The following is a 17,984-nucleotide window of genomic DNA, read 5'->3' as shown; positions in this document are numbered from 1 at the left end:
ATTCTGATTATTTTAAATATTTATTTTAACAAACATAGAAAAAAGCGATCGGAAATTTCTTTCCAGCCGCTTTCTTGAATAGCATTTACTTGTAATCCATCCTCTATATCAAATGGATTTTGAACTTTAAATATTTCTTCCATCAGCTTCAAAAACTCTTCTTCAGTTTTAGATTCACCATTAACCATAAGTGAGTATGGTTCCACTTCACCTAATTTATAATCGACAACAAATTGAATCTTCACCTTTTGTCTTGGCGTTCCGGTGTTATATCCTTGGAATTCTACTAATTCTAACCCTTCCGTTCCACGATAATATATCCAACCTGAATTTTGAAAATAATTTTCGAAAGATTCACCTATTGAAAAGAAAGGATATTCATAAAGCGAGCTTGTACGAACCTTTTGAATAACGTCTCGATCAGTCGGAAAAAAGAAATGACTAAAAAATATGCTAGCAACTGCTAAAATAGTAACAATTGTCGCTCCCATTTTGCTCGTTCCGCCGCTATCATTGATTAGATAGTTTTCAACTGATTTATCTTTTATTTCTCTTGCTTTTATTCGGTATATACGTCTTTCCGCAAATTGATAGTATAATCCATTTGCAAAAATCCCCATTCCAAACAGAATAAAAATGAGTAATAAAAACGTAAGAGGCACCATATTAATGATTGGCAACGCTACATTAAATCCCATATAATACGAAAATGCATCACACGCTACTAATAACAACATAAATAAAGCAGCTGGTACATAATACTTACGATATCCTAGCCAGCCTATATTGAAAATAGCAGCCCAACCATTCCAGCTCCACCTAGCAATCCGCTTATTCTCAAGATCCCATTTCCTTTTGTAATACGGATATTGTCTCCCTACATATACTTCCAGTTCTTTATCTATTAACGAGCTACCTTCCTCTTGTTCATTATCCAAGTTTCGCTGACAACTTGCACAATTTAACTGTTCCTCCTCGCAAGGTTGCCCACAATTTATACATTTCAAAACAATCCCTCTTCCCATCCATACGTCATTTCAAAATACCTTCGTGTTTTAATAACCACTCTTTCCTCCATAAACCACCAGCATATCCAACAAGCTTTCCACTCTTTCCTATTACACGGTGACATGGAACAATTATTGAAATTGGATTCCGACTATTTGCCCCTCCTATTGCCCGTACAGCTTTTATATTTCCAACTTTCTCTGCAATATCTAAATATGAAGCACTTACGCCGTATGGAATAGTATAAAGTGCATCCCATACATTTTTTTGAAATGCTGTTCCCTCCGCAGACAGCGGGACCGTAAACTCTTTTCTTTTCCCTTTAAAATATTCATCTAACTCATTTATACATTGTTCTATCATTTCATTTTTATTTTCTTCTTGTCGTTCATCAACAAATATAACAGACGTAATTCCTTCTTGATTCGCTGTAATTTCAAGCAAACCTAATTCGCTTTCATAATAAGCCTGGTACATATGCCATCCTCCAATTCAGTTCATATTAGTCATTGTAACACGAATATACAAAATTTTTCGTATAAGCGTTTTATTAGAGAAACAAAAAAGAGAATGGTAAAATATAAGAAAATTCAATCAAGGAGGCTATTTGATGAATTCCAAGCTTTTTTCACCTTATACAATTAAGAACGTTACACTAAAAAATCGTATCGTTATGTCGCCTATGTGTATGTATTCCTCGGGGAATGAGGATGGCAGCGTTACGAATTTTCATCTCATTCATTATGGAACTCGCGCTGCTGGCCAAGTAGGTTTAGTTATGGTTGAAGCAACTGCGGTGTTAGCTGAAGGACGAATTTCTAACAAAGACTTAGGTATTTGGGATGACAACCTAATTGAAGGCTTACATAAAACGACTACTTTTATACATGATAACGGCGCAAAAGCTGCCATTCAACTCGCTCACGCCGGAAGAAAAGCAGAATTAGAAACAGATGCGTTAGCTCCTTCAGCCATTCCATTTAATGAAACAATGAAAATGCCAATAGAAATGAGCAAACACCAAATTAAAAATACTGTATTAGCTTTTCAGCAAGCTGCAGTACGATCAAAACAAGCTGGATTTGATGTTATTGAAATACATGGCGCTCACGGTTACCTTATCAATGAATTCCTATCACCACTTACTAATAAACGGACGGATAAATACGGCGGCTCACCTGAAAACTGCTATCGTTTCTTACGCGAAATCATTGACTCGATAAATGAAGTTTGGAACGGACCGTTATTTGTCCGTATTTCAGCAAATGATTATCATCCTGAAGGGTTAACAGTTCAAGATTATGTTCAGTATACAAAATGGATGAAAGAACAAGGAGTAGATTTAATCGATTGTAGCTCTGGAGCTGTTGTCCCTGCAAGCATCGATGTTTATCCTGGGTATCAAGTACAATATGCTAAACATATTAAAGAGCATGCTAACATTGCAACTGGTGCAGTTGGATTAATTACGACCGGAGTACAAGCAAAGCAAATTTTAAACAATAACGAAGCTGATTTAATTTTCATCGGACGTGAGTTACTTCGCAATCCGTACTTCCCGAGAATAGCGGCCAATGAACTTGGCTTTGAATTGCAAGAACCATATCAATACAAGCGAGCGCCAGGGAAAATTCATACGAATAAATAAAACCGAGAAGTCATTCTTCTCGGTTTTATTTATTCTATCGTTGTAATTTCATTTGAATTATAAGTATGGATACCCGATTCTTCTCGCAGCGCGGTTATATACATCCCTTTCGCCACATCTTTAGCTGAAATTGGTTTATACTTTTTGAAAGCCCCTTTAAAGATAAAAGGAATAATACGAGATAACTTTTCAGCCATTTGTTCGCCGAAACGAAATTCTTGTCGATTTCCTACTAATAATGATGGTCTAAAAATGTGAATACCACCGATCACTAACTTTTGCAATTCTTCTTCCATTTTCCCTTTCACTTGTGAATAAAAGAAAAATGATTTAGGATTCGCTCCCATAGAAGACACGACAAGGAAATTTTGTACCCCTTGTTTTTCAGCTAAACAAGCAGCTCGTAACGTATATTCATAATCTACTTTTTTAAAATTTGCTTTTGTTTTTGCTTTTTTTATTGTTGTTCCTAAGCAACTAAAAACATCATCCACAGCAAAGAACTCTTTATATTCCTCTAATACCGAAAAATCAACTTGTTTCTGCTGTAACTTCTCATGTTGCAATTGCATTGGCTCTCTTACAAAAATAGTAACCGAATCGTAGTAATCTGATTCAAGTAATAGACGCGTTATCTCTTGTCCAACTAAACCACTTGCACCAAGTATTAACGCTGTTCGCTTATTCATATATACATATACCTCTTATTTTACTTTTCTCTCCTTCAGTAAAATACAACCTTTAGGAGTTTCCTGCTCTTATTTTACCACAAGTAAAACACTATGCGTACGCATAGTGCTTTACTCACTCTTTTTTCTCATTTCTCTCTTGTAATTTCGTTATTGTTGTAGCGTCCCCTAAATTACTTATTAATCTTCTTAAAAAAATTAATACGAAAGATAATGGCAATACTACCGCTAATATTAATAAAATAGCTTCCATTAAGTAACCCAAGCGCTCATCCCCCTCTTTACCTCCTTTTCAATATATGAAAACAGCGTTGTCACATATGCATGCATTTGCAAAATAATACACCTATATTTGACAACTTTATAACAAAAACAAATCGGAATGATTATTATTTATTGCAACTTTATTAAAGATGTATTATACTAAGTTCGCAAACTAAAACGTAATTATTCCGTTTTGTATTAAAATGATATTTTTCTTCTATAATTGGGGAAAATATATCCGTAAAAAAGAAAAGAGGAGAACTTCATGCCTAAAAGATTGACTATATTTTCATTCTTACTTATTTTTACCTTAATTTTCGCTGGCTGCTCAAATAAAAAAGAAAGTAATGCCAAGAAAGATGGAAAGCTAACAGTTTATACAACGATTTTCCCACTTGCTGATTTCGCAAAGAAAATTGGTGGCGACTATGTAAATGTTGAAGCAATTTACCCACCTGGTGCAGATTCACATACATTTGAACCAAGTCAAAAACAAACAGTACAAGTTGCAAAAGCCGATTTATTTGTTTATAACGGCGCTGAATTAGAACCATTTGCTGAAAAAATGGAAAAAACATTACAAAAAGAAAATGTTAAAATTGTAAATGCATCTAAAGGTATTGAGCTTCGTGCTTCTACTGAAGAAGAGCATCATGATCATGGAGATGGCCATAAAGAAGATGAACATCATCACGATAAAGACCCACATGTTTGGTTAGATCCTACTCTAGCAATGAAACAAGCAGAAAAAATTAAAAATGCACTTGTAGAATTACAACCTGAACATAAAAAAGAATTCGAAAAAAACTTTGCAGCACTTCAAACTAAATTTACTGATTTAGACGATGGATTTAAGGCAGCTGTAGCGAACGCAAAAACGAAAGAAATTTTAGTTTCTCATGCTGCCTATGGTTACTGGGAACAACGATACGGCCTAAAACAAATTCCTATCGCTGGAATTTCAGCTTCTGATGAACCATCTCAAAAGCAGCTTGCTGACATTACAAAAACAGTAAAAGAACATAATCTAAAATATATTTTATTCGAAACGTTCTCTACTCCAAAAGTAGCATCCGTAATTCAAAAAGAAACTGGTACAAAAGTTTTACGCTTAAATCACTTAGCTACTATTTCTGAAGATGATGCAAAAAATAATAAAGATTACTTCACTTTAATGGAAGAAAACGTAAATACATTGAAAGAAGCAACAAACTAATCCATTATATTTTCTAGGCAGCTGAATCTGTTATTCAGCTGCCTTTTTATGTATTTATCCTTGACTTGACCAAAATAACAAGTAAAATTATCCATATTAGCTTGAAAGCTATATTAATTTAGAAGGTGAGTTGGAATTATGAATCTTCACATTTGTGAAGTAACAGCAAAAAATTGGCGTTCAATAGTTGCTTTAGACGTCGCAAAAGATCAGCAACAATTTATTGAAAGTAACGCGTTTTCTTTAGCAGAATCATTATATGAAGGAAACGGAACGTCAGTAGGTTTATATGATGGCGAAACAATTGTAGGATACGCAATGTATGGATGGTATTCAGTAAAACATAAAAGTGTATGGCTCGATCGCTTTATGATTGACCAACAATATCAAGGAAAAGGATACGCAAAACGTTTCCTTCGCTTACTCATTCAATTCTTACAAGAAAAATTTGAATGTAAAATAATTTACTTAAGTTTACATCCAGACAACAAACTTGCAATGGGACTGTATGAATCATTTGGTTTCCGCTTAAATGGGGATATTGATGATGAAGGTCCAGTTGTAGGTGTTGTAATGGAGTTACTAATAGACGAAAATAAAAGCCTGTGAAAACAGGCTTTTTATTATACAGTTATCAATTTTTAGTTTCTTTCCCTTATTTAATTCTGTTTTACAATCTAATAGAATGCTCATAAAAAATAAGCCTACAATTTACGCAGACTTATTTCACACACTCCTCGAAATGTTCTTGGAACCACTCTTTATTAATATCTCTTCCGATAAAAACTACTTCACTTACTCGCTCTTCGCCCTCTTGCCACTCTCTATCGTACGAAGCAGCAAATAACGTATGTACGCCTTGGAAAACGATACGTTTATCTACTCCGTCTATCGATAAAATTCCTTTGTAACGATATAAATATTCCCCTAGCTCTTGCACGACAGCTGACATCCACTCATTAAGCTTTTGTAAATCCAGCGGACGTTCTTCACGTAATACAAATGATTTCACACCTTCTAAGTGGTTATGTTCTTTATGAGGGTAAATTTGCAACGTATCTTTCGTTTTAAACGTTTGGATTTGTAATAAAGATGGTATATCTACCTCACAGTTAGTCGCCTCAATTAACTTTGCAGTCGGGTTAATTCCTTGAATTTCATGCAAGAGATTTTCTTTCTCATTCTCTTCAATTAAATCTAATTTATTTACTAAAACAACATCAGCAAACGCAATTTGCTCTTTTGCTTCTAATCCTTTTTCAAAATGTTTATGTATATGATAACTATCTACCACCGTTACAACACCGTTAATTTGGTAAGCAGATTGGATGACTGGATCTAAAAAGAATGTTTGAATAATCGGGCCTGGATTTGCAAGGCCAGTCGTTTCAATTACTAAACCATCAAAATCCATTTTCCCTTCTGCTTTTACGTCCAATAACTGTTTTAAAGCAACAAGTAAGTCTTCACGTACAGTACAGCATAAACAGCCATTTGTCATTTCCATAATTTCTTCTTCCACATTCATAATCAACTGATTATCAATGCCAATTTGCCCTATTTCATTTACAATCACCGCTAATTTCTTACCGTGATTTTCTGATAAAATACGATTTAATAATGTCGTTTTCCCCGATCCAAGAAAACCAGTTAATATTGTTACTGGAATCATTTCGTACATCTCCTTATAGCTATATGTTTCTACATTATAACATATAGAGAAAATCATTTTTGTAGCAAAACATATTTATTGTCTGTACACCTAATTAACTATATAATAATATGTAGTAAGAAAGCCTTTTCAAAACATTATTATTCATCAAGGGGGTACTTATAATGGAGCGAGTTCAAATGGCTGAAACGCTAGAATTTTCTCGTATTATTCAAGGATTTTGGCGTTTAGCAGAATGGAATATGACAAAACAAGAATTACTTTCTTTCATTGAAGATTGTATGGATATGGGAATTACTACTTTTGATCACGCTGATATTTACGGCGCATATACGTGTGAAGGGTTATTTGGCGAAGCTTTACAATTAAAGCCTTCCTTACGAGAAAACATGCAAATTATTACAAAGTGTGGAATCGCTCCCCCATCACCGAAATTTCCAGAACGATATGTTCCTCACTACAATACTAGTACAGAGCATATTATGCAAAGTGTAGAAGCATCACTTAACAATTTACATACAGATTATATTGACGTATTACTTATTCATCGTCCCGATCCTTTTATGGATCCAAATGAAGTGGCAAAGGCATTTTCACAATTAAAACAAGAAGGAAAAGTTCGTCACTTCGGTGTATCTAACTTCTTACCTTCACAATTTAATATGTTAAATTCGTACTTAGATTTTCCACTTATTACGAACCAAATTGAAGTTTCTGCATTGCAGCTTGAGCATTTTGAAAAAGGAACAATTGACTTATGCCAAGAAAAACGAATCAATCCAATGATTTGGTCACCTCTTGCTGGTGGTGAGATCTTTACTGGTCAATCAGAACGTGCTGTACGTGTACGCGAAACTGTGCAAAAAGTTGCTACTGAGCTAGGTGTTTCTAATATCGATACGGTTATGTATGCTTGGTTACTTGCTCATCCAGCTAATATGATGCCAATCGTTGGCTCTGGTAAATTAGATCGCGTAAAAACTGCCGCTCTTGCTACAAAAGTTAACTTAGACCGTCAACAATGGTTTACAATTTTCGAAAGCTCTAATGGACATCCTGTACCATAATGCATAAAAAGAAGAGCTATTTTCTTACAGCTCTTCTTTTTCATATGTATTTCTAGTCATGGCAAATACACACATATCCCTTAATCCGTTTCCATCTACCGCAACACTCGCACTTTCTAACGTACCTTCTAACTTAAAACCTAATTTCTCAGGTATCGCTCTACTCTTCTTATTTAAAGAATCACAACGAATTTCTACACGGTTTGCTTTCAATTCAGAAAAAGCGTAATCCGTTATACCTTTCGCAGCCTCTACCATATAGCCTTTTCCGCTAAACCTTGTATCAATCCAATATCCGATTTCAAATTGAGGTATATCCCAATTAATACGATGTAATCCGGCTGAAGCAATAAATTCACCTGTTTCTTTCGAAAATACTAGTAATCTTAAATCCTCACGTTGCAAAAATTGAATATGTGATTTTCTAATACTTTCTTCTACTTCTTGCTCTGTTTGCTCTTTTTGTGCAAACACCATCCAAGGTTTTAGTTCTTCTATTGAAGCCTGAATTGCATCATATACAACTTTACCATCTCCTGGTTTCGGCATTCGAATAAAAAGCCTGTCAGTATAAAATTCAGAAGGAAAATCGAATAATAACGGATTCACTGTAAACACTCCCTATATTTCTTTTATATATAATAATATCCATCTCAAGTTATATAGTAAAGAATTTTCTGAATTGAAAACCTTTTACTCATTCACTTCCACCGCTACACGAATTCCAGATTCAATCGCACCTTGAATCCATCCGTGATATAGCGTTGTATGATCTCCAGCGAAGAATATTCTCCCCTCTGGTTTGACAATCGCTGGTTGCAACTCAGATTCTTGACCTGCTTGAAAAAGTGCAAATCCTCCAAGCGCATACGGATCCAATGTCCAGCTTTTTGATATTCCAGATATGAACTCATCATACACTTGACCACCTAATATTGTTGCTAAGTTGTGTAATGCGTAATAAATACGATCACCTTTTGATAAACCATCCCATAACAACGCGTCATAAGACCATGTATAGCTACCTAACATCATAGCCGGTCCTTTCTGCCCAATTCCATAACTTGGATAATAGGCATAACGAATTGGCAAATCTGTTATAATTCTGCCGCCTAATTGTCCTTGTTCTTCCCAAAATCGGCTTTTAAATTGAATTCCTATTTTCGTCGCAGGCATATAATGTAATTCACGAATTGCTTTCCATTTTTCATGAGATATAGAATCAAACGGATCTACTTCTACAAAACGCATTGTCGAAAACGGAATGGTAACAATAACTAAATCTCCTGTAATACTACTATATTCAAAAGTTTCCTCGTTCCGATAGAAAGCTGTCACACCATTATCGTGTTGATGTAGCTTCATTAATTTTTGATTATATATAATATTCTCTTCTAATTGCGGTAAAAATGACTTTGGCAATCTATCGTTCCCGCCCACAATTTCACAAAATCCGCTCTCCTCTTGCATAATGTATAGAAAGCGTAAAGTCTCTACAAACGATCGTTCCAAAAAACCTTCTAAATCTAATAGAACACCAATCATCTCAATTGTTACTGGCGAAAAGTAAGTATTATACTGATAAGGATGATACTTTAAAAATTGCCCAGTAGAGTATCTTCCAAAATCCTTTACTACAACGTCCCAATTTTTTTCTGGGTTCTTTTTTATAAAATTTATAATGGGCTGTACCGCTAACAATAATAATTCCTCTGACGTTTTTCCAACTTCATTCATTTCCACAGGATATCTTAGAATACTTGGATCTTTTTCATATTGTTTTAACGTCGTTTTCCGTCCATTTACGTATATAATATCCGTCTCATTCCTATTAATAAAAGGTCTCACCTGTAGCCCAAATTTTCTTATATATGTCATCGTTAATGTATGCGAATATGGAATCCTCATTGCTCCAACATCTAAATATAATCCGGTATCTTCCATTCTAACCGTTTCTATACGGCCACCTACCCGGTTATTTGCTTCAAAAATTTTCACATCATGTCCTGCAGCCTTTAATAAAGAGGCTGAAACTAACCCAGCCATACCAGCTCCCACTACAATAATCTGTTTTGGGCTTGTCGTCTTATTCAATCCTTTATCTATAACTTTTAACGCTTCATCCATTTCAGTGTTATACATTATATCTTTCTGCACAATTCCACCCCTTACTTCATCAAATGGACGTTAGTGGTTTAGTGCATTTTATTCATACATCCCCATAAACATAACACCATTGCAATTTGAATATTCACTAAAAGTACATAAGAGACAGATCTCACTTTTCTTTATACTTCGTATAATATAGCAACTACAAAGAAGGAGTGGTTAAAAATGAAACATACCTATGACTATGATGCTACAAAAAAACATTTAGAATTAAAGAAACAAAACTTATGTAAAAAACTTAGCAATATGACACTATCTGAAAAAGAACGTGAACAACTAAAACGTGAAATTGACAACTATGAATATATTTTAAATCTAGTCGAAATGAATCATTATGAACGCGGATTTTCTCGTTAAAAGCGGAAATAAGATTATCCGCTTTTCATTTTGAGCATTTCACTACGCATTTTTCATAAGTAAATATATAATAGGATGTACATTAAGATTGAGAGGTATATTCTATGATCAAGTTAAGTGTATTAGACCAATCACCTATTTCAGATGGTAGCACAGCAGCCCAAGCTTTTTCACATACAGTTACGCTTGCACAAGAAGTTGAAAAACTCGGATTCACACGTTTTTGGGTATCCGAACATCATAATTCCGTAAGCTTAGCTGGTTCAAGTCCAGAAATACTTATTTCTCATATTGCCGCAAAAACGGACCGTATTAGAGTCGGTTCAGGTGGTGTTATGTTACCGCATTATAGCCCATATAAAGTTGCTGAGAATTTCCGTGTTCTAGAAGCATTGTATCCGAACCGCATCGATCTCGGTGTTGGTAGAGCTCCTGGTGGTATGCCAATAGCAACTCGCGCACTTCAAGAAGGGAAAATGGTCTCACTTGATCAATATCCAGAACAAATTGCAGACGTTGCAATGTACTTACATGATCAAGTACCAGAAAACCATCACTATGCAAACTTAAAAGCCACTCCAGTTATCCCAACGTCTCCTGAAATGTGGATGCTCGGTTCTAGCGGAGAGAGCGCTAAAATTGCTGCAAACAACGGAGCTTCTTTCGCATTTGCACAATTTATTAACGGCTTCGGAGGCCCTGAAGTTATGAGGGCTTACCAAGAACAATATCAGCCTTCATTTTTAGGAGATAAGCCTAATTCAATCGTTGCCATCTTTGTTATATGCGGAGAAACAAATGAAGAAGCGGAAAAAATTGCTTCTAGTTTAGATTTATCAATCTTATTATTAGAGCAAGGAAAACGAACTACTGGTACACCTTCTATTGAAACTGCTCAAAATTATTCATACAGCGCTTATGATTTATTCCGTATAAAAGAAAATCGTCAACGTATGATTGTTGGTGATCCGTCTTCTGTAAAAGAAAAAATAATAAACTTAAGCAAAGCATACAATACTGACGAATTTATGATTGTCACGATTACCCATCAATTTGAACATAAATTAACGTCTTATCGCTTACTAGCAAATGCTTTTAATTTATAATTCTAAAAAGAGATGCATCACATGTGATGCATCTCTTTTTCTTACTACTTATTGTTTTCATTTCCTATATATTCAATAGCTTCTTTTAATAGCTCATCAAAGTTAATAGGATAATCATGATCTAAGTTAGGCACAACTTTATACTTATGTTCTATATTCTTATCTCTTAATAATCGTACAAATTGCTGCGTGGATTCGAAACAATCTTCATCTTGATCCCCGCATACTATATATCCTTTTATATGTTTATCCTGCAGCACTCTTAGCAACTCATCCCATTCTTCAATCTCGGGAAGCCATGGTGCCATAAAAACAAAACCATCTACATTTATATCTTGTTGTAAAATCGTATATAAAGCTACTCTCGCCCCTGCAGAAAAACCACCAATGATTACACTTTCTACTGTATGATTTTCTATAAACTTATTGTAATGCTCTTTTAATTCCTCTTTCCCTCTCTCTATATCATCCCAAACAAATCCATCTGAAAACTCAATTTGTGAAGACTGTGGTAAAGCTAACATATAATCTTGTGTCAACACAGATTTCCAATATGGTTCTACTATTTGTATATTTTCTTGGTCACCGTGCAATGTAAGTAGTAGATTTCCCTCTTTCTTGCTGTATATATATTTCACATCTGGTCTTTCCTTTTTATGTGCTAATTCTTCTCTTTCTTTACATAATTGCACCATTGTATGAAATTCTTCAAATTTATGTAGTGATTTTAAATCTTCGTCGGAAATTAAATACTCATTTCCATACCAGAATCCCTTTTCTATAATGGCCTCTCTCATTAAATGTAATGCTTCTTTTTCAAGTCCCGATGCACTTGCGAGTGCATACTTAAAATTATATATTTGCGCCTCATTCCCTATTACACCTGTAGCGTTTTCCATTATATAATTGTACGCTTCAAAACTTCCTTTATTTGCATAACAACGTAACGTTTCATTTAATAATTGAATGTAAGTCATGCTATTTTTCATGTACCAATTCCCCCGAAACCTTTTATAATATTTTTTGCGAATCTTTATACCACTTTGTATAACCCACGCTAACAATACCTTATTCTCAAAATGATGCTTAATAGTTACTCTTCCCTGTCCAATACATTTAGTATAAATAATAATAGACTGAAAAATCAATATTTTAACAAACAAAAAAAGACAACAATATATGTATTGTTGTTTTCATTACATCTACCCGCTCTTTTGTTTTTTTCTATCTGGTTTACTTGAAACTAAATAATGTTTTTCTGAAATATATAAGTCTCTTTTTAAGCTACGATTTAAGTAAGGTCCTAGCTTCATTCCGCATATGAGGCGATCTTCGCTACCTTCAACAATTGGGAACATTTCTTTTTCTGTTACGTATTGGTCTACTGCTTTTTGTACGACATCAATTTCTTTCACTAGGCTTAAATTTTCTGCTGTATGTTCAAATACCTCAAGCGTTTCCTTCGTTATGAGAAAATCATTTGTTGGAAATGCAGGTAAATACGGTTTTAACAAATCATAATTTACTGTATAATCTTCATTTACTAATACTGTATAAACGATATTAGCATTCGTTTCTAAAAACTGAGCCATCGCTTGTTCTAATTCATCTTTCGTAATTTCCCGCTCTTCTTTTCCAGTTCTGAAAAAGCGAAACATCGCATCGCCTCCTTTTTACTATATTATAGCATAAAAGAAAACTGAAAAATCATAAAAAACCCATTGAAATAATTTTTCAATGGGTTTCTATTATATTTATCGTTATTTTAAGAATGCACTTAGCATCCATACATGCTGTTCTAATGTTGTATGAATTGCTAACAACATGTCAGCTGATGTTTCATCGCCAGCTTCACCTGCAACTTCCATACCTTCTTTTAATTCTTGAATAAGTGCAGAATAATCATTCACTAATGTTTGCACCATTTCTTCTGCAGATTCTTTGCTTGTCCCTTCGCTGACACTAGATGTTGCGAGATATTCTTTCATTGTCGCTAATGGTTTACCTTCTAAAGCTAAAATACGTTCTGCTAACTCATCAATATACGTTCCAGCCTCATTATAAAACTCTTCAAATTTCTCATGTAATGTAAAGAAGTGTGGCCCTGTCACATACCAGTGATAATTATGTAGTTTCACATATAACACATTCCAGTTTGCTACCTGCTTGTTTAATACTTCAACAACATTTGTTTTCGTACTCATACAATCACTCCTCTTATCATTTTGTAATGTTTATCTTTTAATAACCTAATTACATTTTACCATACATTCCCTTTCCTTTCGAACAATTGGCTTATATGTAACAAAGTTTTAACACCTTTAATGCTTCCCTAATATCATTAAATTCATGTATTTTTTCAAACACTTCATACGTCTAATTGTCCAAGCTCATACATATGCATAATAGTACATCAAGCTCATCATAGTAGAAAGAGGGATAACATGGACAATCAACAATGGCAAGTAGCAAAGAAAGTAGCCGCTACTTATATCGGAACTGTCGTTGGAGCTGGATTTGCTACTGGACGAGAAATTGTTGAATTTTTCACAGTGAATGGATTATACGGGACAATTGGCATATGTGTAAGTGGATTTTTTTTTATTTGGCTTGGCACAAAGATGATGTTACTTTCATCACAAATCGGGGCATTTTCAGCGCAAGAATTTAACAAATATTTATTTGGGGATGTATTTGGGAATGTTGTAAACACATTATTATTACTCGTTTTATTCGGCGTAACGAGCGTTATGTTATCAGGGGCTGGTGCAGTATTTGAAGAGCAACTTCGCTTACCAAGACAACTCGGTATTCTTATTACAGTTATCGCTTGTCTCATTATAAGTAGCCGCGGATTACAAGGTGTTTTTGAAGTAAATACACTTGTCGTACCTATTATGATGATTTTTATTATCGGACTTGCTATTACAACCTTTTTTCACGGTACAACTCCTATTAACAACACTATTCCTGCAGAGAGCTGGAATATGAAATGGATTACTAGCCCTATTACATATGTCGCCTTAAATCTTTCTCTCGCCCAAAGTGTTCTCGTCCCATTAGCCAGTGAAGTAAAGGATCGAAAAGCTATTTTTTGGGGTGGGATTTTAGGTGGTGCTGGACTTTCTTTAATTTTATTATGCAGCCATTTAGCAATCTTATCAGTCGATCAATTTTACCAATATAACATCCCAATGGCTGAAGTCATAAGAAGATTTAATGCAACTTTTCACTTCTTTTTCGTTCTCATTATTTTCGGTGAAGTTTTCACAACTTTAGTTGGTAATGTGTTCGGAATGACAAAACAGATGCAATCTATTACTGGGTGGAAAAATAACAATATTATTTTCTTCATTTTACTAATTAGTTATTGCTTTAGCTACATCGGTTACAGTGACTTACTTCACATTCTATATCCTATCATCGGATGGGTAAGTATTGTTATACTGCCAATCATTGCGTTTAAACAACTTCAAAAAACATAAAAAAGCATCCATGTTATTGGATGCTTTTTTATGCTCATTCACAATCATCACATACTTCCCAATACGGTCCCATTTCTAATGCTAAATATGGCTTTAACTGCAACCGAATCATTCGACTAGGCATGCGCTCTAAAACAAATTGAATACCTTCTTCATCTTCGTCTAATTCAACTTTTGAAATCGCAATTCTTTGCATAGTCGTAATGGGAATTCCATCTTTATATAAAGCGATTTTCACCTCATCGTATTCATTAAAATATAATTCGACACTCATTTGATTTTTCAGTATTTCATCAACAATTTTAAATGTATTATTTTGTTCTTGGATTATATATTTCCATCCGCCTCTATCTTCTTTCGGAGCTGTTTGAAATAATGTCTCCAAATCCTCGTATAGCATAAGATAACCCCTCTCTTACTAAAAAACGATGAGTATTTTATATACCCTTTATCTCTATCACTATCCATAGCTATTGTACCATATATCAACGCTCTTACCGTATTCATTTGCTTCATACATACTTATAAAATAACTAATTCTATCTCCATTATTATGTATATTACCTCATTACTCCATACACTCTTACAAGTTCAAATAACGACAGACTTTAATCCATGCAAATATTGTCTACTCTCTACTTTTATTAGCTCACAGCATTCACACTTTTACATATAGTAAGACTACCACAAATAAAAAAGGAGAGTGACTTATACCACTCCCCTCAAAAGACCTTCCCTATAGCTGCTAAAACTAATACGATTATTAAAATTGCAAATAATAATGAGACAATGAAACTAAAAATAGGTAACGCTTTCTTTTCATTCTTCTTAAATAGTAACTTTAAACTAAGAAAAATATTTACTGGTACAAATATAAAATAAAAATATTTAACAATTTGCACCGAGCTATTCGAAAGTGTTTTTAATATAAACACTTCAATTAGAAAAACAATAAAAAATGAAATACTTAGCCAAAATGAGACGTAACTAAGCCAAGAATGTCTTTTTGTCCCCCAATACACTCCCATAATACTCTCCTTTTATTTGTATTCTATACGTTAATAATTATACACAAAGCTAACAAATACCTCTATTTTTCGACAAACATTATGCAAAATACCATTTTAAACGTCATAAAGGAAGTTTACATCTCCATTTGATTTTACACAATAAAACAGACTACCCTCTATTGGCATAATGCTACTAGGGGATAGTCTGTTCTCTATTAAACTTTAAATCTCTCAATTAGTCCTTGCAACTCTTCAGCCATTTGAGATAACGTGCCTGCTGCAGATCCAATTTCCTCCATCGAAGCTAGCTGTTCTTCAGCTGAAGCCGCAACATTTTGTGTGCTTGTCGCATTATTTTGTGCTGTCATTGCAATTTGTCCTACCGAAATAGATACTTCATTTGCCCCTTTTGACATTCCATTAGCCGTTTCAACCATCGTCTTAATTTGATTAGCTATTTCATTTGTAGATTGTAAGATTTCAGCAAAGTTTTGCTTCGTTTCATTTGCGATAACAAGTCCAGATTGAACTTCCTCATTTACATGATTCATAGATTTGACTGTCTTACCCATATCATCTTGTATTTCACATATTAATTTACTAATTTCACTAGAAGATACGCTAGACTGCTCTGCCAATTTACGCACTTCATCTGCAACAATTGCGAAACCTCTTCCATGCTCACCGGCTCTTGCGGCTTCAATCGCCGCATTTAGAGCTAGAAGGTTTGTTTGATCTGCAATATTTTGAATTACTTCTAAAATATCACCAATTTGTTTTGATTTATTATTTAGTAATTGTATAACTGCATCTGATTGTGAAACCGATTCTGCAATAGACTGCATCTGGTTTACTGTTCTTCCTACTAGTTTCCCACCATCTTCTGCTTTTTCACGAGTATGTGCAGAAGCCGTATTAATAGATGATGAACTATTTGCTACATGTTGAATTCCTTCCGTTACATCAAACAGTAACATAGCGCCATTTTCTACGCTTGTTGTTTGCGTCGTTGCCCCACTTGATATTTCATCCATTGCGATTGTGATTTGCTCAGTCGCTTCACTCGCTTGCCTTACACTTGCAGTTAGCTCTTCTGATGCCGCTGCAACATGCCCAGCTGAATCGTTAATTCTTCCAATTAACGTCCGTAACGAATTCGTCATCTCATTAAAGCCTTTAGCAAGTTGGCCGATTTCATCATTAGAATGAATTTCAATTGTTTGCGTTAAATCCCCTTCGCTTATTTCTTTAGAGGTAACAACTAATCTCTTTAAAGGCTTCGTAATTGAAAGTGTTACAAAATAAATAAGTGCCCCGCCTACTACTAATGAGATAAGCATAACAATTAACATATTATAAAATACAGGTTGAGCAGCTTCAATTACTTCACTTGAGTACATCGTCCCACCAATTTTCCAACCTGTTTTTACATTTGTAGCAAATACCATATTCTTTTCACTACCGCCATAAGAATATGAAAAAGCACCGTGATTATCTTCATAAATTTTCTTTGCCCAAGAATCAGCCGCTTTTTCCCCTGATTTTTCTTGTGGATGAGCAATTATTTTTTGCTTTCCATCTAAAATGAAGGCATATCCTTTTTTACCAATATTAATTAACTTTGATGTTTTTAATAAATTATCTAAACTTAAATCTAGCGCAACAACTCCATTTTTATCTTCTGTTTGTTTTGCGATTGTTACGACAATATGTCCATTTCCTTTTGCCTTATATGGCTCAGTAACAACAATACCACCTTGTTTTGCAACCGCATCTTTATACCAAGAACGCTCTGTTGGATCATAGTCTGCTGCCATTTGTATATTTGGTTCTTGTACAAATTTTTTATCATTTCCGGCAACATATACTTGTTCAATATCTTTATTTAAATTTATATATTGAGATAACATTTTTCTTAATTCATCCTGATTATCTCCTTGATACATATTCCCCTGAATCACCCGTGCAAAATTATTCACATCATTAAATTTTGCATCAATCATTTGATTGATTAAATTATCCAGTATTTTTATATTGTCGTTGGCACTACTCTTAATTTGCGATTCAAAATTCTTTTTGGCTGTTTGATAAGACATGCCTCCGATAATAGACACAGCCGCAATTAAAATTACAAAGAATGAAATTAATAGCTTTTTTGCTACTTTCATATCACGAAACAAATTTAATAGTTTACCCATTATGAACCTCCTAATTTTCAAATTTAAAAGTTAAATTGAGTTAATTATGAATATTTCCCAATCCCTAATTATTATTTTCATAACCTATTATGATG

At 34.2% G+C, this 17,984-nt stretch carries 20 protein-coding genes; 7 read left to right on the top strand and 13 right to left on the bottom strand.

Annotated elements, in window-relative coordinates; translation table 11 throughout:
- Nucleotides 1–20: 20 nt before the first annotated feature.
- Both NST90_RS09880 and NST90_RS09875 read right to left on the bottom strand, forming a co-directional pair.
- Nucleotides 21–1,007: a DUF2628 domain-containing protein gene (locus tag NST90_RS09880; protein WP_016122353.1), complete on the bottom strand. Its 987-nt coding sequence runs from the start codon at nt 1,005–1,007 to the stop codon at nt 21–23.
- A 25-nt stretch (nt 1,008–1,032) separates the two neighbouring features.
- A complete protein-coding gene (locus NST90_RS09875; RefSeq protein WP_000283907.1) occupies nt 1,033–1,485 on the bottom strand; it encodes a methylated-DNA--[protein]-cysteine S-methyltransferase in 453 nt (150 codons plus the stop codon).
- A gap of 133 nt (nt 1,486–1,618) precedes the next feature.
- Here NST90_RS09875 and namA point away from each other — a divergent pair, with 133 nt between their 5' ends.
- Complete coding sequence (gene namA / locus NST90_RS09870) at nt 1,619–2,656, top strand: NADPH dehydrogenase NamA (protein ID WP_283748204.1); 1,038 nt, start codon at nt 1,619–1,621, stop codon at nt 2,654–2,656.
- Nucleotides 2,657–2,685: 29 nt separating this feature from the next.
- Here the strand turns inward: namA and NST90_RS09865 are convergent, their stop codons facing one another.
- Nucleotides 2,686–3,345, bottom strand: a complete 660-nt coding sequence (locus tag NST90_RS09865; RefSeq protein WP_001042735.1) for an oxidoreductase — start codon at nt 3,343–3,345, stop codon at nt 2,686–2,688.
- A gap of 115 nt (nt 3,346–3,460) precedes the next feature.
- A complete protein-coding gene (locus tag NST90_RS09860; protein WP_000540933.1) occupies nt 3,461–3,610 on the bottom strand; it encodes a hypothetical protein in 150 nt (49 codons plus the stop codon).
- A gap of 264 nt (nt 3,611–3,874) precedes the next feature.
- Here NST90_RS09860 and NST90_RS09855 point away from each other — a divergent pair, with 264 nt between their 5' ends.
- Nucleotides 3,875–4,825: a metal ABC transporter substrate-binding protein gene (locus NST90_RS09855; protein ID WP_001126148.1), complete on the top strand. Its 951-nt coding sequence runs from the start codon at nt 3,875–3,877 to the stop codon at nt 4,823–4,825.
- A 138-nt stretch (nt 4,826–4,963) separates the two neighbouring features.
- Nucleotides 4,964–5,434 carry a GNAT family N-acetyltransferase gene (locus tag NST90_RS09850; RefSeq protein WP_283748205.1) on the top strand — a complete coding sequence of 157 codons (471 nt, stop codon included), beginning with the start codon at nt 4,964–4,966 and terminating at the stop codon, nt 5,432–5,434.
- Between the two features lie 112 nt (nt 5,435–5,546).
- Here NST90_RS09850 and NST90_RS09845 read toward each other — a convergent pair whose 3' ends face one another.
- Nucleotides 5,547–6,497 carry a GTP-binding protein gene (locus NST90_RS09845; RefSeq protein ID WP_000613422.1) on the bottom strand — a complete coding sequence of 317 codons (951 nt, stop codon included), beginning with the start codon at nt 6,495–6,497 and terminating at the stop codon, nt 5,547–5,549.
- 164 nt (nt 6,498–6,661) lie between these two features.
- Between NST90_RS09845 and NST90_RS09840 the strand changes: the two genes are divergently transcribed.
- Nucleotides 6,662–7,564, top strand: coding sequence for an aldo/keto reductase (locus NST90_RS09840; protein ID WP_016122350.1), 903 nt, complete (start codon nt 6,662–6,664; stop codon nt 7,562–7,564).
- A gap of 24 nt (nt 7,565–7,588) precedes the next feature.
- Here the strand turns inward: NST90_RS09840 and NST90_RS09835 are convergent, their stop codons facing one another.
- Together NST90_RS09835 and NST90_RS09830 are read right to left on the bottom strand one after the other, a co-directional pair.
- On the bottom strand, nt 7,589–8,173 hold the full coding sequence (locus NST90_RS09835; protein ID WP_001068736.1) for a GNAT family N-acetyltransferase: 585 nt from the start codon (nt 8,171–8,173) through the stop codon (nt 7,589–7,591).
- Between the two features lie 84 nt (nt 8,174–8,257).
- Nucleotides 8,258–9,721, bottom strand: coding sequence for an FAD-dependent oxidoreductase (locus NST90_RS09830; RefSeq protein WP_001168130.1), 1,464 nt, complete (start codon nt 9,719–9,721; stop codon nt 8,258–8,260).
- Between the two features lie 177 nt (nt 9,722–9,898).
- Between NST90_RS09830 and NST90_RS09825 the strand changes: the two genes are divergently transcribed.
- Entirely contained in the window at nt 9,899–10,090 is a 192-nt protein-coding gene (locus NST90_RS09825; protein WP_000683359.1) for a DUF3896 family protein, read from the top strand.
- 104 nt (nt 10,091–10,194) lie between these two features.
- On the top strand, nt 10,195–11,196 hold the full coding sequence (locus NST90_RS09820) for an LLM class flavin-dependent oxidoreductase (RefSeq protein WP_044306612.1): 1,002 nt from the start codon (nt 10,195–10,197) through the stop codon (nt 11,194–11,196).
- A gap of 44 nt (nt 11,197–11,240) precedes the next feature.
- On the opposite strand, the gene NST90_RS09815 is transcribed toward NST90_RS09820, so the two are convergent.
- The 3 genes from NST90_RS09815 to NST90_RS09805 all read right to left on the bottom strand — a co-directional run bounded on the left by NST90_RS09815 (nt 11,241) and on the right by NST90_RS09805 (nt 13,400).
- Nucleotides 11,241–12,185, bottom strand: a complete 945-nt coding sequence (locus NST90_RS09815) for a hypothetical protein (protein WP_044306613.1) — start codon at nt 12,183–12,185, stop codon at nt 11,241–11,243.
- Nucleotides 12,186–12,398: 213 nt separating this feature from the next.
- Nucleotides 12,399–12,854, bottom strand: a complete 456-nt coding sequence (locus NST90_RS09810; protein WP_000488210.1) for a DUF3939 domain-containing protein — start codon at nt 12,852–12,854, stop codon at nt 12,399–12,401.
- 102 nt (nt 12,855–12,956) lie between these two features.
- On the bottom strand, nt 12,957–13,400 hold the full coding sequence (locus NST90_RS09805) for a Dps family protein (RefSeq protein WP_000105199.1): 444 nt from the start codon (nt 13,398–13,400) through the stop codon (nt 12,957–12,959).
- Between the two features lie 240 nt (nt 13,401–13,640).
- Here NST90_RS09805 and NST90_RS09800 point away from each other — a divergent pair, with 240 nt between their 5' ends.
- Nucleotides 13,641–14,681 carry a GerAB/ArcD/ProY family transporter gene (locus tag NST90_RS09800; protein WP_000370210.1) on the top strand — a complete coding sequence of 347 codons (1,041 nt, stop codon included), beginning with the start codon at nt 13,641–13,643 and terminating at the stop codon, nt 14,679–14,681.
- A 34-nt stretch (nt 14,682–14,715) separates the two neighbouring features.
- Here the strand turns inward: NST90_RS09800 and NST90_RS09795 are convergent, their stop codons facing one another.
- The 3 genes from NST90_RS09795 to NST90_RS09785 all read right to left on the bottom strand — a co-directional run bounded on the left by NST90_RS09795 (nt 14,716) and on the right by NST90_RS09785 (nt 17,889).
- Complete coding sequence (locus NST90_RS09795; RefSeq protein WP_044306614.1) at nt 14,716–15,081, bottom strand: DUF3979 family protein; 366 nt, start codon at nt 15,079–15,081, stop codon at nt 14,716–14,718.
- 322 nt (nt 15,082–15,403) lie between these two features.
- Nucleotides 15,404–15,709 carry a hypothetical protein gene (locus NST90_RS09790; RefSeq protein ID WP_000539569.1) on the bottom strand — a complete coding sequence of 102 codons (306 nt, stop codon included), beginning with the start codon at nt 15,707–15,709 and terminating at the stop codon, nt 15,404–15,406.
- Nucleotides 15,710–15,906: 197 nt separating this feature from the next.
- Nucleotides 15,907–17,889, bottom strand: a complete 1,983-nt coding sequence (locus NST90_RS09785; protein WP_016122348.1) for a methyl-accepting chemotaxis protein — start codon at nt 17,887–17,889, stop codon at nt 15,907–15,909.
- Nucleotides 17,890–17,984: the final 95 nt, after the last annotated feature.

Source organism: Bacillus sp. FSL E2-8900 (genome assembly GCF_037966225.1).
GTDB classification, from domain to species: Bacteria; Bacillota; Bacilli; order Bacillales; family Bacillaceae_G; genus Bacillus_A; species Bacillus_A cereus.
Note: the sequence above shows the minus strand (reverse complement) of the source record. Positions and strands in the feature narration are given on the sequence as shown.

What these genes read in the sequence shown, in the direction of transcription:
- NST90_RS09795 (WP_044306614.1), bottom strand. Translation starts at nt 15,081, where the DNA reads ATGCTATACGAGGATTTGGAGACATTATTTCAAACAGCTCCGAAAGAA.
- NST90_RS09845 (WP_000613422.1), bottom strand. Translation starts at nt 6,497, where the DNA reads ATGATTCCAGTAACAATATTAACTGGTTTTCTTGGATCGGGGAAAACG.
- NST90_RS09805 (WP_000105199.1), bottom strand. Translation starts at nt 13,400, where the DNA reads ATGAGTACGAAAACAAATGTTGTTGAAGTATTAAACAAGCAGGTAGCA.
- NST90_RS09875 (WP_000283907.1), bottom strand. Translation starts at nt 1,485, where the DNA reads ATGTACCAGGCTTATTATGAAAGCGAATTAGGTTTGCTTGAAATTACA.
- namA (WP_283748204.1), top strand. Translation starts at nt 1,619, where the DNA reads ATGAATTCCAAGCTTTTTTCACCTTATACAATTAAGAACGTTACACTA.
- NST90_RS09850 (WP_283748205.1), top strand. Translation starts at nt 4,964, where the DNA reads ATGAATCTTCACATTTGTGAAGTAACAGCAAAAAATTGGCGTTCAATA.
- NST90_RS09820 (WP_044306612.1), top strand. Translation starts at nt 10,195, where the DNA reads ATGATCAAGTTAAGTGTATTAGACCAATCACCTATTTCAGATGGTAGC.
- NST90_RS09815 (WP_044306613.1), bottom strand. Translation starts at nt 12,185, where the DNA reads ATGAAAAATAGCATGACTTACATTCAATTATTAAATGAAACGTTACGT.
- NST90_RS09840 (WP_016122350.1), top strand. Translation starts at nt 6,662, where the DNA reads ATGGAGCGAGTTCAAATGGCTGAAACGCTAGAATTTTCTCGTATTATT.
- NST90_RS09800 (WP_000370210.1), top strand. Translation starts at nt 13,641, where the DNA reads ATGGACAATCAACAATGGCAAGTAGCAAAGAAAGTAGCCGCTACTTAT.
- NST90_RS09785 (WP_016122348.1), bottom strand. Translation starts at nt 17,889, where the DNA reads ATGGGTAAACTATTAAATTTGTTTCGTGATATGAAAGTAGCAAAAAAG.
- NST90_RS09865 (WP_001042735.1), bottom strand. Translation starts at nt 3,345, where the DNA reads ATGAATAAGCGAACAGCGTTAATACTTGGTGCAAGTGGTTTAGTTGGA.
- NST90_RS09855 (WP_001126148.1), top strand. Translation starts at nt 3,875, where the DNA reads ATGCCTAAAAGATTGACTATATTTTCATTCTTACTTATTTTTACCTTA.
- NST90_RS09825 (WP_000683359.1), top strand. Translation starts at nt 9,899, where the DNA reads ATGAAACATACCTATGACTATGATGCTACAAAAAAACATTTAGAATTA.
- NST90_RS09810 (WP_000488210.1), bottom strand. Translation starts at nt 12,854, where the DNA reads ATGTTTCGCTTTTTCAGAACTGGAAAAGAAGAGCGGGAAATTACGAAA.
- NST90_RS09790 (WP_000539569.1), bottom strand. Translation starts at nt 15,709, where the DNA reads ATGGGAGTGTATTGGGGGACAAAAAGACATTCTTGGCTTAGTTACGTC.